Genomic DNA, 15,359 nt, shown 5'->3' on the forward strand with positions numbered 1-15,359 from the left:
TACCTATGACGATCGCCCGTTTGCGCGCGCTGTGTCTTGCCTTGGCCCTCGCGCTCGGCGCAGCGGCGCCCGCCATGTCGCAGGCCGTGTATCCCAGCGCCCAGGCCGCCGCGCAGGCGTTCACCGATTCGCTGGCCCTGAACGACGTCGATGCCCTGAGAAAAGTGCTGGGCCCGAACCACCGGCAGCTCGTGCCGGGCGGCGTCGACCAGGAGAATATCTATCGCTACCTGGCGGCGTGGGTGCGTAAGCACGACATCGTCGCGGACGGCGGCCGGGCGTGGGTGACGGTGGGCGAGTCGGGCTGGACGCTGCCGGTGCCGCTGGTGCGCGCCGGCCAGGGATGGCGCTTCGACCCGGTGGCGGGCAAGGCGGAGATCCAGCGCCGCGCCATCGACCGCAACGAGCTGACCGCCATCGAAACCCTGCAGGAATTGCAGGCCGCGCAGACGCGCTATGCGCAGGGAGTGGGTCAGGGCCGGTATGCCATGCGGCTGGTCAGCCGCGCGGGCGAACGCGACGGTCTTTACTGGCCGGACGTGCCGGGCGCGCCCCAGCAGGCGTTCGGACCGGACGCGCTGGCGATGGGCCCCGACGTGCCCGTGGACGACGCCTATTTCGGCTATCGCTACAAAGTGCTGCCGGGCGGGCCGGACAACGCATATCGCATCGTCGCGTGGCCCGCGCGGTACGGGCAGACGGGGATCGGCACGTTCGTCGTCGGTCCGGAAGGCGGCGTCCTGGAAAGCGATCTGGGACCGTCGTCGGCGGCGCGCGCGGCGGCCTTGCGGGAGGCCGACATCCGCACCGGAAACTGGGTCGACGCGAACGGCCAGGCCGCGCCCGTCAGATAGGTTTTTAGGGGCCATATGACGCCCAGTTCGGGGGCCTGTTGCGGGGTCGCAACAGGAGTGCGGGTTTGCCCCTCAAGCCCTTGCTGCGCCGCATTCACAAGCCTCCCTGTGGCCCTTTTGTCAGGCGGCTGTGCCTACAATGGCGAGCACCGGGTGACTGCCCGATTTCCCTTTGCCGGATCTCCAAATTGAACCCCATGTCTTTCCTCCGCTACGCCGTTTTCGGCGTGGGGATGGCGCTTAGCGCCGCGGCGGCTTCGGCCCCGATCTTTGTCCTGAACTCCCTGGACGCCAACGTCAGCATCATCGATCCGGCCACCTACAAGGAACTGCGCCGCGTGCCCACGGGCAAAGAGCCGCATCACCTGTATCTGACGCCCGATGAAAAGTCGCTCATGGTGGCCAACGCCACTGGCGACACCATCACGTTGATGGATCCCAAGACGGGCGACGTGCAGCGCACGCTGACCGGCATCGTCGATCCCTACCAGTTGCAGTTCTCGCCGGACATGAAGTGGTTCGTCACGGCGGCCAACCGCCTGGACCACATCGACATCTATGCCTGGAAGCCGCTGGAAAAAGGCTTTGACCTGACGCTGGTCAAGCGCATCCAGGCGGGCAAGACGCCCAGCCACATCATGATCGACAAGCACAGCACGACGGCCTACGTCACGCTGCAGGACAGCGATCAGCTCATCGCCATCGACCTGGCCACGCAGACCCCCAAGTGGACGGTGTCCGTCGGCAAGACGCCCGCCGACGTGTTCCTGACGCCCGACCAGAAGACGCTGCTGGTGGCGCTGACCGGCGACTCGTACGTGGAAGCCTATGACGTCAGCAACGGCCCGGCCAAGCTGGTCAAGCGCATCCAGACCGCACCGGGCGCGCACGCCTTCCGGGCGCAGGGCGACCACCGCCACCTGTTCGTCAGCAACCGCACCGCCAACTCCATCAGCCGCATCGACATGCAGACGCTGACGGTCGTGGACACCTTCCCGGTGCCGGGCGGCCCGGACTGCATGGACGTGCTGGCCGACGGCAAGACGCTGCTGGTCACCTCGCGCTGGGCGCGCAAGCTCACGGTGGTGGATCTGGAACAGAAGAAGGTCGTCAATCAAGTGCCCGTGGGCAAGTCGCCCCACGGCGTCTGGACGTTGAACCATGCGCCGACCCGCTAAGGGAACGGCCCGCTTCGCGGCCCTGTGCCTGGCGCTGACGACCGCGGCGGCCGGCGCGGCGCCGCAGGCCACCTGCGACAAGCCCGTGTACCTGACGTTCGACACCGGTCACATGGGCGTTGCCCCGCTGGTGGCCGACGTGCTGGCCCGCCATCAGGTCAAGGTCACCTTCTTTCTGGCAAACGAACGCACACTGACCGACGGCGCCAGTCTGGACGACGTCTGGGCGCCCTGGTGGAAGGCACGCGCGGCCGAAGGCCATGCCTTCGGCTCGCACACCTACGACCACGTCTATTGGCAGGGCGACCTGCCGGGCGGCAAGTTCCGCGTCAAACCCAGCGCCGGGCCCGACGCGGGCAAGCGCGCCGAGTGGACGGCCGAGCAGTACTGCGCCGAGATCCGCCGTCCCGCCGAGCGGTTCCGCCAGATGACGGGCAAGGCCATGCTGCCGCTGTACCGCGCACCCGGCGGCAAGACCTCGCCCGCGCTGCTCAAGGCGGCCAAGGTCTGCGGCTTCGAGCACGTGGGCTGGTCGCCGGCCGGCTTCCTGGGCGACGAGCTGCCCAGCGACAAGTACCCCAACGCCAAGCTGCTGGACCAGGCGCTTCGCACCATCAAGCCCGGCGACATCCTGCTGGCCCACCTGGGCATCTGGTCGCGTCAGGACCCCTGGGCGCCCGCCGTGCTGGAACCGCTGATTGAAGGTTTGCAGCGCAAGGGCTATTGTTTCGCTACCTTGAACACCCATCCGGCCTATCGCGACTGGATCGCCACGCATCACTGATCATGGATACGCTTAGCCAACTCTTCGGGGAATGCCAGCAATGGCTCTTCGAGACGGCGATTCAGCCCGCGCTGTTCCACCTGGGCCTGAGCAACTTCATCGAAGACGGCTACGACGCCACCATGTGGCTGCTGGTGGGCCTGATTCAGGTCGCGGTGCTGGTGCTGGTCTTCGGGCCCCTGCAGCGCCTGCGTCCCGTGGAACCGGTCACCGACCGCCGCCAGATCGGCATCGACGTGCTGTACACGCTGATCCACCGGCTGGGCGCGTTCCGGCTCGTGCTGTTCTTCACCATCGATCCCTTCTGGGACAGCGTCTTCGGGCAGCTGCACGTGTGGGGCTTCGCGCCCTTTCAGCTGGATCAGTACTGGCCCGGCGTGACGGACAAGGCGTGGGTCAGCCTCATCATCTACCTGCTGCTGTTCGATGCGGTGGATTACTTCTACCATCGCGCCCAGCACCGCTTCGGCTGGCTGTGGGCGCTGCATGCCGTGCATCACAGCCAGCGCCAGATGACCATCTGGAGCGACGACCGCAACCACCTGCTGGACGACATGCTGCGCGACGTGCTCATCGTGTTCGTGTCGCAGCTGGTGGGCGTGCCGCCCGCGCAGTTCGTGATGGTGGTGGCGATTACCCAGCTTGCGCAAAGTTTTTCGCACGCCAACCTGCGCATGCATTTCGGCGCGCTGGGCGAACGCCTTCTGGTCAGCCCGCGCTTTCATCGCCATCATCATTCCATCGCCTACGACGCCTCCTCGCCGGGGCCGGCCGGCGGCTACAACTTTGCCGCGCTGTTTCCGATCTGGGACGTCGTGTTTCGCACCGCGCGCTTTGGCGTCGGGTACGGCCCCACGGGCATCCACGACCAGCAGGCCGAACTGGGCGGACGCGATTACGGCCGGAGTTTCTGGTCGCAGCAATGGCTGGGCATCAAGCGCATGATCGGCCGCGACCGCGAACCGGCCGCTGCACCGCCCGTGCCGCCCGCTGGCGCCGAACGCGCATGAAAAAACCCCGCGGCTGGCTGTCCAGCGGCGGGGGCGAATCGGATAGCGGCCGGATAACTGCTGCCGGGCCGCCACGCGGCAATCAGGCGCCCGGCGTGTCGTGCGTGGTTTCGCGCTTGATCTCGCCGTGGCGGCGTTCCATTTCCTGACGCAGTTCGCGGCGCAGGCCGGCCGCCTTGAAGCGCTGCTTCTCCTCAAGCGTGCGGGGTTCAAGCGGCGGCACCGCGGTCGGGGCGCCCTTGTCGTCCACCGCAACCATCGTGAAATAGCAGCTGTTGGTGTGACGCACCAGCTTCTTGCGGATGTCCTCGGTCACGACCTTGATGCCGATCTCCATCGACGTGCGGCCCGTGTAGTTCACGGCTGCCAGAAAAGTCACCAGCTCGCCCACGTGGATCGGTTCCCGGAACACCACCTGGTCCACGGACAGCGTCACGACGTATTGGCCGGCGTACCGGCTGGCACAGGCGTAGGCCACCTGGTCCAGATACTTGAGGATGGTTCCGCCGTGTACGTTTCCCGAGAAATTCGCCATGTCTGGCGTCATCAGGATGGTCATCGACAATTGGTGGCTAAAGGCGTCGTCCATGGCGGGCGGCTCATTCATGAATAAAAGGCTAATGGTAGCGGCAGGCGCATGACATCGCGCCGTATTTCCGCGGCGGATCAGGGTTTCTTGGGGGGCAGCGCGGGCGGCGTCTCTGCGGCTGCCGCCGGATGGCCGGCCCCTGGTTCGCTCGGCGGCGGATGGCCGGCCCCCGGATGGCCGGCCCCCGGTTCGCCGGCCGCCGGGTCGCCGGCCGCAACTTCCTCAACTTCCGCTGCGATCCGGCTCACGGCCGGGGGCGTCCACAGCCCATCGCGCACCGCCGGACCCGGGGTGTAGACGCGCAGCAGCATGCCGACCGGACCGGCCGCGGGGATCGGCAGCCAGTTGGACTGGTCCTCGGGCGCCGGCGCGGTGTTGCTGAAAATCAGGTCCAGCGAGCCGTCCGCGTTGTAGCGCAGCGGATCGCGGCTGCCGAGCGCGTGACGGTTGACCGGGTTGGGCACGGGCATGCCCTGGCCGTCGTAGGCTGCCAGCGACCAGAACGCGCCCGTGTCGGGCAACTGGTCGCTGCCGATGTGCAGCGTATATGCGTGGGCGCCGTCCAGCAGCGCGCCTTCGCTGTCGGTGGCTAGCACTTGCACGGTCAGGTCCTCGGGCAATCCACTGCCCGGCTGGGCCTGCGCGGCCAGCGCGCGGCGCAACCAGTCGTTGCCGTACACGCCGATGCTGGCGGTTTCCTGCAGCCAGCCGTTCGTGGCGCGCAGCGAGTGGCCTGCCGCCGCCGCCATGCGGTCGCGCGCCGCGCGCACGCCGCGGCGCATGCCCTGCTTGGCGGAATGGTCGAGCTTGTCGAAGTCGAACGGACGGCCCGGCGCCAGCCCCACCCGCCGCAGCAGCACGAGGACCGGCTGGTCCGTCGCGTGCGGCGGATGCTTGCGCAGCAACTCGGCCGCATAGGTAAAGAACGCGTCGGTCGGCATGGCGTCCACCTGTTCGCTTGCCGGGATCTTCAGGTCGAGGGACGGGTCCGGCTTCGGGCGCGGCGCCTGCGCGGGCAGGTTCCATTGCGCCAGCGGCGTCACGGCGAGGCCGTCCTGCAAGGCGTTGACCGTCGCCTGGTCGGGGCCACCGCGCGTGTCGATCAGCACCTTCGCCCAGACGTGAACGGTGGGCGCGTCGATACGGGCCATGCCGGAGGGCAGCGTGCCGGTCCAGCCGGGCGGCACGATGGCGGTGTTGCCCTTCGCCGTGCCGGTGGTGCGCGTGCCCAGCGTCGCGAAGACGTCGGTCCACATGTCCAGCAGCGTCAGGGTGTAGCGCCGGCCCGCCGTGTCGGGCGCGGACAGCACGACGGGTCCCTCGGTCAGGTCCAGCCACGCCGTGCTGCGCAGCACATCGAAGTTCGACCACGGCGTGGCCTCGCCCGCTCGGGGCAGGGCGCGCACGTGCGCAAAGGTGTTGGACGCAGCGCCTTGCGACCCTTGCGACGGATGGGTGAACTGGCGGCGCGTCAGGTCCATGACGACCAGCGGATAGAAATACAGATAGCCCTCCATCGCCGCCTGCTGCGCCGCCTCGGTGGCGGCGGCGGCGGGCGACTGGGATGCGGGCGCCGCGTGGACGGACGCCTGCGGCGCCAGCAGGCAGGGCGCGATGGCCAGCGACAGGGCAAGGGTTCGGGCCACGGGGGCAAGGCGTCGCATCGGCGCTCCAAGTCATGCAATGCCGGGCATCGTAGCAGTGCTGCACTGCGACAAAATCCGCGAAGTAAGCGCCTTTTGCCGTCAAATTCAGACCAGAGCGGCGGTCTGACGCCCCAGCAGGCATGGCGTACCCCTTATTGAAGGCCTATACTTCCTCACATTCCCTTGGAAGTTGTAGGGCTTTTTGTCCTAGTCGTTTTCGCTTCCTTCATTCACCAGGAGAGGAGTGCTTCATGGTCAACATGAATCGCCGCCAGTTCTTCAAGGTGACCGGTGCGACGCTGGCGGGCTCCAGCCTGGCCATGCTGGGGGCTGCCCCCGGCACGGCCATGGCCGAGGTGCGCCAGTTCAAGCTTGCGCGCATGACCGAAACGCGCAACACCTGTCCCTACTGTTCGGTCGCCTGCGGTTTGCTGATGTACGGCCTGGGCGATGGCTCGAAGAACGCCCGCGCCAGCATCATGCACATCGAAGGCGACCCCGACCATCCCGTCAATCGCGGCACCCTCTGTCCGAAGGGCGCGGCCCTGATCGACTTCATCCATAGCCCGAATCGCCTGAAATACCCGGAATACCGGGCGCCCGGCTCGGACAAATGGGTCCGGATGTCGTGGGACGAAGCCCTGACCCGCATCACCAAGCTCATGAAGGCCGACCGCGACGCGAACTTCGTCGAGAAGACCGCGGACGGCAAGACGGTAAACCGGTGGCTGACCACCGGCATGCTGGCCGCCTCGGCAAGCAGCAACGAGGTCGGTTACATCACGCACAAGACTGTGCGCAGCATGGGGATGCTGGCGTTCGACAATCAAGCCCGTGTCTGACATGGCCCGACGGTGGCAGGTCTTGCCCCGACGTTTGGCCGTGGAGCGATGACGAACCATTGGGTCGACATCAAGAACGCGGACATAGTTTTGATCATGGGCGGCAATGCCGCCGAGGCCCACCCTTGCGGGTTCAAATGGGTCACTGAAGCCAAGGCCCACAACAAGGCCAAGTTGATCGTCGTGGATCCGCGCTTTACGCGTTCGGCATCCGTGGCGGACTTCTACGCGCCCATACGTACCGGCACCGACATCATCTTCCTGGGTGGCGTCATCAAGTACCTGTTGGATAACGACAAGATCCAGCACGAGTACGTGCGCAACTACACCGACTTTTCGTTCATCGTGCGCGAGGACTTCGCGTTCGACGCGGGCCTGTACTCGGGCTACAACGCCGAAAAGCGCACCTACGACAAGCAAAGCTGGGACTACGAGCGCGGCGATGACGGTTACGTCAAGACCGATCCCACGCTGCAGCATCCGCGTTCGGTGTACCAGCTGCTCAAGAAGCACTACTCACGCTACACGCCCGAAATGGTCGAGCGGGTCTGCGGCACGCCCAAGGACAAGTTCCTGACGGTGTGCGACATGCTCGCGTCCACGGCCACCACCAACCGGGCCGCCACGATCCTGTACGCGCTGGGCTGGACGCAGCACTCCATCGGCTCGCAGATCATCCGCACCGGCGCGATGGTGCAGCTGCTGCTGGGCAACATCGGCATCGCCGGCGGCGGCATGAATGCGCTGCGGGGGCACTCGAACATCCAGGGCCTGACCGACCTGGGCCTGATGTCGAACCTGCTGCCGGGCTACATGACGCTGCCCAACGAGCCCGAGCAGGACTACGCCAAGTACATCGACACGCGCACGCTCAAGCCGCTGCGTCCCAACCAGCTGAGCTACTGGCAGAACTATTCCAAGTTCCACGTCAGCCTCATGAAGGCCTGGTGGGGCGGCGCGGCCACCGCCGAGAACAACTGGGCGTTCGACTACCTGCCCAAGCTGGACAAGCTGTACGACATGCTGCAAGTCTACGAGCTGATGGTCCAGGGCAAGATGAACGGCTACATCGCCCAGGGCTTCAACCCGCTGGCCGCGGCGCCCAACAAGGCCAAGCTGAACGATGGCTTTGCCAAGCTCAAGTTCCTGGTCATCATGGACCCGCTGGTCACGGAAACGTCCGAGTTCTGGCGCAACGCCGGCGAGGCCAACGACGTGGATCCGTCCAAGATCCAGACCGAGGTCTTCCGGCTGCCCACCACCTGTTTTGCCGAGGAAGACGGCGCGCTGGTCAACTCCGGCCGCTGGCTGCAATGGCACTGGAAGGGCGCCGAACCCCCGGGCGAGGCCAAGAGCGACATCGAGATCATGGCGCTCATCTTTACGCGCCTGCGCAAGCTGTACCAGGACGAGGGCGGCAAGTATCCCGATCCCATCGTCAATCTGTCGTGGCCGTATTCCAATCCGCAGAACCCGACGGCCGAGGAACTGGCCAAGGAATACACGGGCCGCGCGCTCGTCGACCTTGCGGATCCCAAGGATCCGGCGAAGATCATGCGTAAGGGCGGCGAGCAGCTTGCAGGCTTTGCCGAGCTGCGCGACGACGGCTCCACCGCCAGCGGCTGCTGGATCTTCGCGGGCGCCTGGAGCCCCAGCGGCAACCTCATGGCCCGCCGCGACAACAGCGATCCCACCGGCATCGGCCAGACCCTGAACTGGGCCTGGTCGTGGCCGGCCAACCGCCGAATCCTGTACAACCGCGCCTCCTGTGACCTGCAAGGCAAGCCGTTCGATCCGCGGCGCAGCGTCGTGTCCTGGAACGGCCGCGCCTGGGTGGGCGCCGACATCCCCGACTTCAAGGGCGACGAGAACCCCGCGGGCGGCATGGGGCCGTTCATCATGAACCCGGAAGGCGTGGCGCGCTTCTTTGCGCGGGCAGGCCTGGCCGAAGGGCCGTTCCCGGAACACTACGAGCCCTTCGAAAACCCGCTGGGCTACAACCCGCTGCATCCGAAGGCCAAGGGCGTCACCAGCAACCCGGCCGCGCGCATCTTCAAGGATGACCTGGCGGCGATGGGCACGGTGGAGAACTTCCCGTATGTGGCCACCACGTACCGGCTGACGGAACACTTCCACTACTGGACCAAGAACGTGCGCATCAACGCGATTCTCCAGCCCGAGCAGTTCGTGGAGATCGGCGAGGCGCTGGCCAAGGAGCTGGGCATTCCCAACGGCTCTCGCGTGAAGGTGTCGTCCAACCGCGGCTACATCAAGGCGGTGGCGCTCGTCACCAAGCGCATCCGTCCGCTTGTCATCGAGGGCAAGACGGTGCACCAGGTCGGGATTCCGATCCACTGGGGTTTCGTCGGCGTCGCCAGGCCGGGCTTCCTCACCAACACCCTGACGCCATTCGTGGGCGACGGCAACTCCCAGACACCGGAGTTCAAGTCGTTCCTGGTGAAGGTCGAAAAGGTATAGGAGAACCGACATGTCAATGCAATCCCTGGACATCAAGCGGCGCTCCGCCACCACCACGCCGCCGCCGGGCATCCGTGAACCCGTCACGGGCTCGGTCGCCAAGCTGATCGACGTCTCCAAGTGCATCGGCTGCAAGGCGTGCCAGAGCGCCTGCATGGAGTGGAACGACCTGCGCGACGAGATCGGTGTCAACGTGGGCGTCTACGACAATCCGGCTGACCTCACCGAGCATTCCTGGACCGTCATGCGCTTCTCGGAATTCGAGAACCCCGCTGGCGACCTGGAATGGCTGATCCGCAAGGACGGCTGCATGCACTGCGAGGATCCGGGCTGCCTGAAAGCCTGTCCCTCGCCGGGCGCCATCATTCAGTACAACAACGGCATCGTGGATTTCCACGAGGAAAACTGCATCGGCTGCGGCTACTGCATCACCGGCTGTCCGTTCAACGTGCCGCGCATCTCCAAGAAGGATCACAAGGCGTACAAGTGCACGCTGTGTTCCGATCGCGTGGCCGTCGGCATGGAGCCCGCATGCGTCAAGGCCTGTCCCACCGGCGCCATCGTCTTCGGCACCAAGGACGACATGCACCAGCATGCGGCCGAACGCGTCGAGGACCTGAAATCGCGGGGCTTCGCGCAGGCCGGCGTCTACGATCCGCCAGGCGTGGGCGGCACGCACGTCATGTACGTGCTGCATCATGCAGACCAGCCGGGGCTGTACCACGGCTTGCCCGCCGATCCGCAGATCAGTCCGATGGTGTCGCTCTGGAAGGGGCTGGCCAAGCCGCTTGGCCTGGCCACGATGGCGCTGACCGCGCTGGCGGGCTTCTTCCACTATGCGCGGGTCGGCCGCAACGAAGTGACCGAGGAAGACGAACGTCGAGCCGAAGAGGAGGTGCGCCATGAGTGAAGAACACCACTATCGCCGCATCAAGCGCTACACGCCGGGCGAGCGCACCAACCACTGGATCATCGCGCTCACGTTCATCCTGCTCGCGCTGTCCGGGCTGGCGCTTTTTCATCCGTCGATGTACTGGCTGACCAACCTGTTCGGGGGCGGGCCCTGGACGCGCATCCTGCATCCGTTCATCGGGGTGGTGATGTTCGTGTGCTTTGCCGTGTTCGCTGGACACATGTGGCGCCACAACCTGCTGACCCGCGCGGACCGCCAATGGCTCAGGCAGCTCAACGATGTGGTCGAGAACCGCGAGGAAAAGCTGCCCGAGGTCGGCAAGTACAACGCCGGCCAGAAGCTGCTGTTCTTCGTGCTGATCCTGTGCATGCTGGGGCTGATGGTCAGCGGCATCGTGATCTGGCGCGAATATTTCGCGTTCTACTTCCCGATCTGGGTGGTCCGCGCCGCATCGGTGCTGCACGCGGTTTGTGCGCTGGTGCTGATTTGCGCGATCATTGTGCATATTTACGCGGCGATCTGGGTAAAGGGGTCGCTCACGGCAATGCTGCGCGGCTATGTCACCGCCGGCTGGGCGTGGAAACACCATCGCGCCTGGTTTCGGGAGCAGGTGAAGAAATAGTTTTTTGGCCCGGCATGTCGTGATCGCACGGCTGTTATCCTCTTCGCAGGCTGGCAGCCGTGTTTGTTTTTCTGGAGACGAGAATTGCAGCGAATCCTTCCGCGCGGCGAGATCGAAGCGCTAGACCATAACGCCATTCCCCGCATCACCCTGCCGGAGCGGCAAACCGTCTTTGCCGCGCGGGCCGCGCGACTGCGCCAGTTGGCCGAGGGCAATCCGGTGGGCGACTACCTGTTGCTGATGGCGCATCTGGTCGATGCCCAGCACCGCGCGCTGCAGGACTGCGCCGCGCCGCCCGCCACCGAAGACCGCATTTCGCTCGCGCAGACGCACGGCATGCCGCCGTTGCAGGCCGTGGGCTGGCCCCGCGACCCGCTGTGGCGCCGCATCCTGGGCCAATTGCTGGACGACGTGTCGCGCGCGCCCGGCGTGCCTGCCGAGGCCATCGACGTCTGCGCCGCGCTGCGCCGCGCGCTGGATGACGATCCCGAATCGCTCGAAGACCTGGCCCAGGCCGTGTTGTCCGAACAGGACGAGGGCGTGGATAGCGCCGCCGCGCCCTTCGTCATGGCCGCGTTGCAGGTCTACTGGACGGACCTTGCCAACCGCTTCGATCCCAAGCAGCTGCCTGTCGCCAGCCCGTTTGGGGTCTGTCCGGTCTGCGCCAGCCTGCCCGTGGCCAGCATCGTCCGCGTGGGCGGCCAGTACGAGGGCTACCGCTACCTGTGCTGCAGCCTGTGCGCCACGCAATGGCACATGGTGCGCGTGAAGTGCTCGCATTGCGAGGACGTCGAGAAGGTCGCCTACCAGGCCATCGAGGGCCGCACGCCCGCCATCAAGGCCGAAACCTGCGATAACTGCCACACGTATCGCAAGATCTTCTATCAGGACAAGGACCTGTACGTGGAGCCGGTGGCCGACGACCTTGCCAGCCTGATGCTGGACGTGCTGGTGGGCGAGGCGGGGTATTCGCGGTCCAGCGGCAATCCGCTGCTGTGGCATGGCGCGCAGGACTAGCGCCTCTCGATGACGGAGTCTCGCATGGCAGATCAACTGTCCGGGGCCGGCCTGGCCGCGGCATCCGACATCCCTTCGCTGGACCGCCTGTTGAACGCCGAGGCGCTGCGTCCGGCGCTGGCAACCCACGGCCGCACGCAGGTGGTGGCCGCCTTGCGCCGCGACCTGGAGGCGTTGCGTAAGCGCGCGCTGGTCGGCGGCGTGCCGCGCCACGAGCTTGAGGCTGCCGCCGTGGCGGCTCGCACGTCGGCGGCGCTGGACGAGGCCGCGCGCCCGCGCTTGCGCGCGGTCTACAACCTGACCGGCACCGTGCTGCACACCAACCTGGGCCGCGCGCTGCTGCCCGACGAAGCGGTGGCCTCGGTGCTGCGCGCGCTGACCACGCCGGCCAACCTGGAGTTCGACCTGGACACGGGCGGGCGCGGCGATCGCGACGACCTCATCGACGACCTGCTGTGCGAGCTGACCGGGGCCGAGGCGGCCACGGTGGTCAACAACAATGCGGCCGCGGTGCTGCTGATGCTCAACGCGCTGGCGGACCGCCGTGAAGTGGTGGTGTCGCGCGGCGAACTGGTCGAGATCGGCGGCGCGTTTCGCATCCCGGACATCATGAAGCGCGCGGGCGCCAAGCTGGTCGAAGTGGGCACCACCAACCGCACGCACGCGGCCGACTACGAGAACGCCATCGGCCCGCGGACCGCGATGCTGATGAAGGTGCATTGCAGCAACTACGCGGTGACCGGCTTCACGAAAAGCGTGGACGTGGCCGACGTGGCCGCGCTGGCGCACGCGCGCGGGCTGCCCGCCACGGTGGACCTGGGCAGCGGCACGCTGGTGGACCTGACGCAGTTCGGATTGCCCAAGGAAGACACCGTGCGCGAGACCATCGCGGCGGGCGCCGATCTGGTTACGTTCAGTGGCGACAAGCTGCTGGGCGGGCCGCAGGCGGGCCTCTTGGTAGGCCGCGCCGACCTGATCCGCAAGATCAAGAAAAACCCGCTCAAGCGCGCGCTGCGCGTGAGCAAGCTCACGCTGGCCGCGCTGGAACCAGTGTTGCAGCTGTACCGCGCGCCCGAGTTCCTGGCGCAGCGGCTGACGACGCTGCGTCTTCTGACCCGCCCCATGCGCGACATCCAGCCGCAGGCCGAACGGCTGCGCGGCGTGCTGGCGCATGCGGCGGGGCCCAGCTATGCGGTGGAAGCCGTGCCGATGTTCAGCCAGATCGGCAGCGGTGCGCTGCCGATCGACCAGCTTCCCAGTTACGGACTGGCGGTGCGCTACGCCGGCAGCGGCCGTCCCGGGCGGCATCTGGACCGGCTTGAGACGCTGCTGCGGCGGCTGCCGGTGCCCGTCATCGGCCGCATCGCGGATGACGCGTTGTGGCTGGACCTGCGCTGCCTGGAAGACCGCGACGAAGCGGCCTTCACGGCGCAACTGGCGGAGCCGCTGGCATGATCGTCGGCACCGCGGGGCATATCGACCACGGCAAGACGACGCTTGTACGGGCGCTGACGGGCGTGGACACGGACCGGTTAAAGGAAGAGAAGGCGCGCGGCATTTCCATTGAACTGGGCTACGCCTACACGCCGCTCGCCAACGGCGAGGTGCTGGGTTTCATCGACGTGCCGGGCCACGAAAAGCTCGTGCATACGATGGCGGCCGGCGCCAGCGGCATCGATTTCGGGCTGCTGGTGGTGGCGGCGGACGATGGCGTCATGCCGCAGACGCGCGAGCATCTGGCGATTCTGTCGATGCTGGGCGTGGGGCGCGGCGCGGTGGCGCTGACCAAGACGGATCGCGCGGACGCAGCGCAACTGGACCGCGTGCGCGGCGAGATCGAAGCGTTGGTGCAAGGCACGTTCCTGCAAGGCGCGCCGGTGTTCGGCACGAGCGCGGTCCAGGCGAACCCGGCGGCGGATGCTACCGACCCGGGCGTGGCGGCGCTGAAAGATTATCTGCATGCGCAGGCCCAGGCGGTGGCGCGGCGCGAGGCCAGCGGTCTTTTCCGGCTGGCGGTGGACCGGGTGTTCACCCTGTCCGGCCACGGCACGGTGGTGACGGGTACGGCGCATGCCGGTCAGGTTCGCGTGGACGACGACACCGTGGATCTGCGGCTCATGCCAGCCGGCACGCGCGTGCGGGTGCGGAGCATCCACGCGCAGAACCAGCCCAGCGAGACGGGCTCGGCGGGGCAGCGGTGCGCGCTGAACCTGGCCAATATCGACAAGGGCGCGATCGCGCGAGGCGACTGGATCGCGGATGCGCGCTGCTTCCTGCCGTCCAGGCACGTGGATGTGGCGCTGACGCTGCTGCCGTCGGCGGATGCGCCGGTGCGGGCCTGGGCGCCGCTGCACGTGCATATCGGCGCGGCGCGCCATATGGCGCATGTGGTGCCGATCAGCGCGGAGTCGCTGTCGGCCGGGCAGTCGGGGTGGGTGCAACTGGTGTTCGACGAGCCGGTCTGCGCAATGCCGGGCGACCGCTACATCGTGCGCAATGCGCAGGCGACGCGCACGGTGGGCGGCGGGCGGGTGCTGGATCCGAACGCGCCGGACAGGAAACGCCACGCGGCGTCGCGGTTGGCGGGGTTGCAGGCGCTTTCCCAGATGCTGGACGGCGGCGGTCTGCAACCGGTGCTGGCGCACGCGCCACTGGGCCTGGACGAGACGGCGCTGCAACGCCTGACGGGCCGGCCGGTGAGCCAGATTCCGACGCCCGAGGGCGCGCTGTGGATCGAGCCGCGCAATGCGCAGGGGCCGCGCACGCTGATCCTGGCGCCGCAATGGGCGACGCTCTGCGAGCGCGCCGAACAGGCGCTGGCGGCCTTTCACCAAAGCGCGCCGGACGAACCCGGTCCGGACAGCGCCCGGCTGCGTCGGATGGCGATGCCGGCGGCGCCTGAAACGCTGTGGACGTCGCTGCTCGATGCCTTGCAACGCGATGGCCGCATCGCGCGCAATGGTCCGTGGCTGCATCTGCCATCGCATACGGCGACGCTGGGACAGGCCGAATCGGCGCTGGCGGCGCGGCTGTTGCCGCTGCTGGATGAGGGCGCATTCGATCCGCCGTGGGTGCGCGATCTGGCCCGGATGCAGAACGTATCCGAGGACACGGTGCGCCAGTTGCTGCGCAAGCTGTTGCGGCGCGGGGAAGTGGCGCAGGTGGTGAAGGATCTTTTCTATCACCGCGAGCAGGTGCGCAAGCTGGCGGCGCTGGCGGCGGACCTGGCGGGGCAGCCGCAAGGACTGAATGCGGCGGTGTTCCGGGACGCGACAGGGCTGGGGCGCAAGCGGGCGATCCAGATCCTGGAGTTCTTCAATCGGGTAGGCTATACGCGGCGCGTGCGGGATACGCATATGCTGCGGGGCGAAAGCGCCTATGCAGCCATGCAGCAGCGCGCCGAGCCGGTATCATAGGCGGTCCGCC

The 15,359-nt window shown here is 67.1% G+C and carries 12 protein-coding genes; 10 read left to right on the plus strand and 2 right to left on the minus strand.

All coding sequences use genetic code 11. The features are described from left to right. The first annotated feature begins 5 nt into the window (after positions 1 to 5). From HV786_RS17880 to HV786_RS17895, 4 genes are all read left to right on the plus strand, one after another. Positions 6 to 854 carry a DUF2950 family protein gene (locus HV786_RS17880; RefSeq protein WP_254599492.1) on the plus strand — a complete coding sequence of 283 codons (849 nt, stop codon included), beginning with the start codon at positions 6 to 8 and terminating at the stop codon, positions 852 to 854. A gap of 197 nt (positions 855 to 1,051) precedes the next feature. Next, positions 1,052 to 2,032 carry a YVTN family beta-propeller repeat protein gene (locus HV786_RS17885; RefSeq protein ID WP_175211425.1) on the plus strand — a complete coding sequence of 327 codons (981 nt, stop codon included), beginning with the start codon at positions 1,052 to 1,054 and terminating at the stop codon, positions 2,030 to 2,032. Beyond that, on the plus strand, positions 2,016 to 2,816 hold the full coding sequence (locus HV786_RS17890) for a polysaccharide deacetylase family protein (protein WP_175211427.1): 801 nt from the start codon (positions 2,016 to 2,018) through the stop codon (positions 2,814 to 2,816). Before HV786_RS17885 ends, HV786_RS17890 begins: the two co-directional genes overlap by 17 nt. 2 nt (positions 2,817 to 2,818) lie before the next feature. Further along, positions 2,819 to 3,826, plus strand: coding sequence for a sterol desaturase family protein (locus HV786_RS17895; RefSeq protein ID WP_128828646.1), 1,008 nt, complete (start codon positions 2,819 to 2,821; stop codon positions 3,824 to 3,826). A gap of 82 nt (positions 3,827 to 3,908) precedes the next feature. Here HV786_RS17895 and HV786_RS17900 read toward each other — a convergent pair whose 3' ends face one another. Next, positions 3,909 to 4,415, minus strand: a complete 507-nt coding sequence (locus HV786_RS17900; RefSeq protein ID WP_128828645.1) for an acyl-CoA thioesterase — start codon at positions 4,413 to 4,415, stop codon at positions 3,909 to 3,911. A 77-nt stretch (positions 4,416 to 4,492) separates the two neighbouring features. After that, positions 4,493 to 6,079, minus strand: a complete 1,587-nt coding sequence (locus HV786_RS17905) for a DUF1254 domain-containing protein (RefSeq protein ID WP_175211429.1) — start codon at positions 6,077 to 6,079, stop codon at positions 4,493 to 4,495. Between the two features lie 233 nt (positions 6,080 to 6,312). Here HV786_RS17905 and fdnG point away from each other — a divergent pair, with 233 nt between their 5' ends. The 6 genes from fdnG to selB all read left to right on the plus strand — a co-directional run bounded on the left by fdnG (position 6,313) and on the right by selB (position 15,349). Then, positions 6,313 to 9,381 carry a formate dehydrogenase-N subunit alpha gene (gene fdnG / locus HV786_RS17910; protein ID WP_175211431.1) on the plus strand — a complete coding sequence of 1,023 codons (3,069 nt, stop codon included), beginning with the start codon at positions 6,313 to 6,315 and terminating at the stop codon, positions 9,379 to 9,381. A 10-nt stretch (positions 9,382 to 9,391) separates the two neighbouring features. Continuing rightward, the gene (fdxH, locus tag HV786_RS17915; protein WP_056319313.1) at positions 9,392 to 10,291 is read left to right on the plus strand and encodes a formate dehydrogenase subunit beta; all 900 of its coding nucleotides are present in this window, start codon (positions 9,392 to 9,394) and stop codon (positions 10,289 to 10,291) included. Then, a complete protein-coding gene (locus HV786_RS17920) occupies positions 10,284 to 10,916 on the plus strand; it encodes a formate dehydrogenase subunit gamma (RefSeq protein ID WP_062840087.1) in 633 nt (210 codons plus the stop codon). The genes fdxH and HV786_RS17920 overlap by 8 nt, the downstream gene beginning before the upstream one ends. Before the next feature lie 84 nt (positions 10,917 to 11,000). After that, on the plus strand, positions 11,001 to 11,933 hold the full coding sequence (fdhE, locus tag HV786_RS17925; protein WP_063953043.1) for a formate dehydrogenase accessory protein FdhE: 933 nt from the start codon (positions 11,001 to 11,003) through the stop codon (positions 11,931 to 11,933). Between the two features lie 24 nt (positions 11,934 to 11,957). Then, a complete protein-coding gene (gene selA, locus HV786_RS17930) occupies positions 11,958 to 13,388 on the plus strand; it encodes an L-seryl-tRNA(Sec) selenium transferase (protein WP_175211433.1) in 1,431 nt (476 codons plus the stop codon). Further along, a complete protein-coding gene (selB, locus tag HV786_RS17935) occupies positions 13,385 to 15,349 on the plus strand; it encodes a selenocysteine-specific translation elongation factor (protein WP_175211435.1) in 1,965 nt (654 codons plus the stop codon). The genes selA and selB overlap by 4 nt, the downstream gene beginning before the upstream one ends. Positions 15,350 to 15,359 lie beyond the last annotated feature (10 nt).

The organism is Achromobacter mucicolens, from assembly GCF_902859725.1.
Lineage (GTDB): Bacteria > Pseudomonadota > Gammaproteobacteria > Burkholderiales > Burkholderiaceae_B > Achromobacter > Achromobacter mucicolens.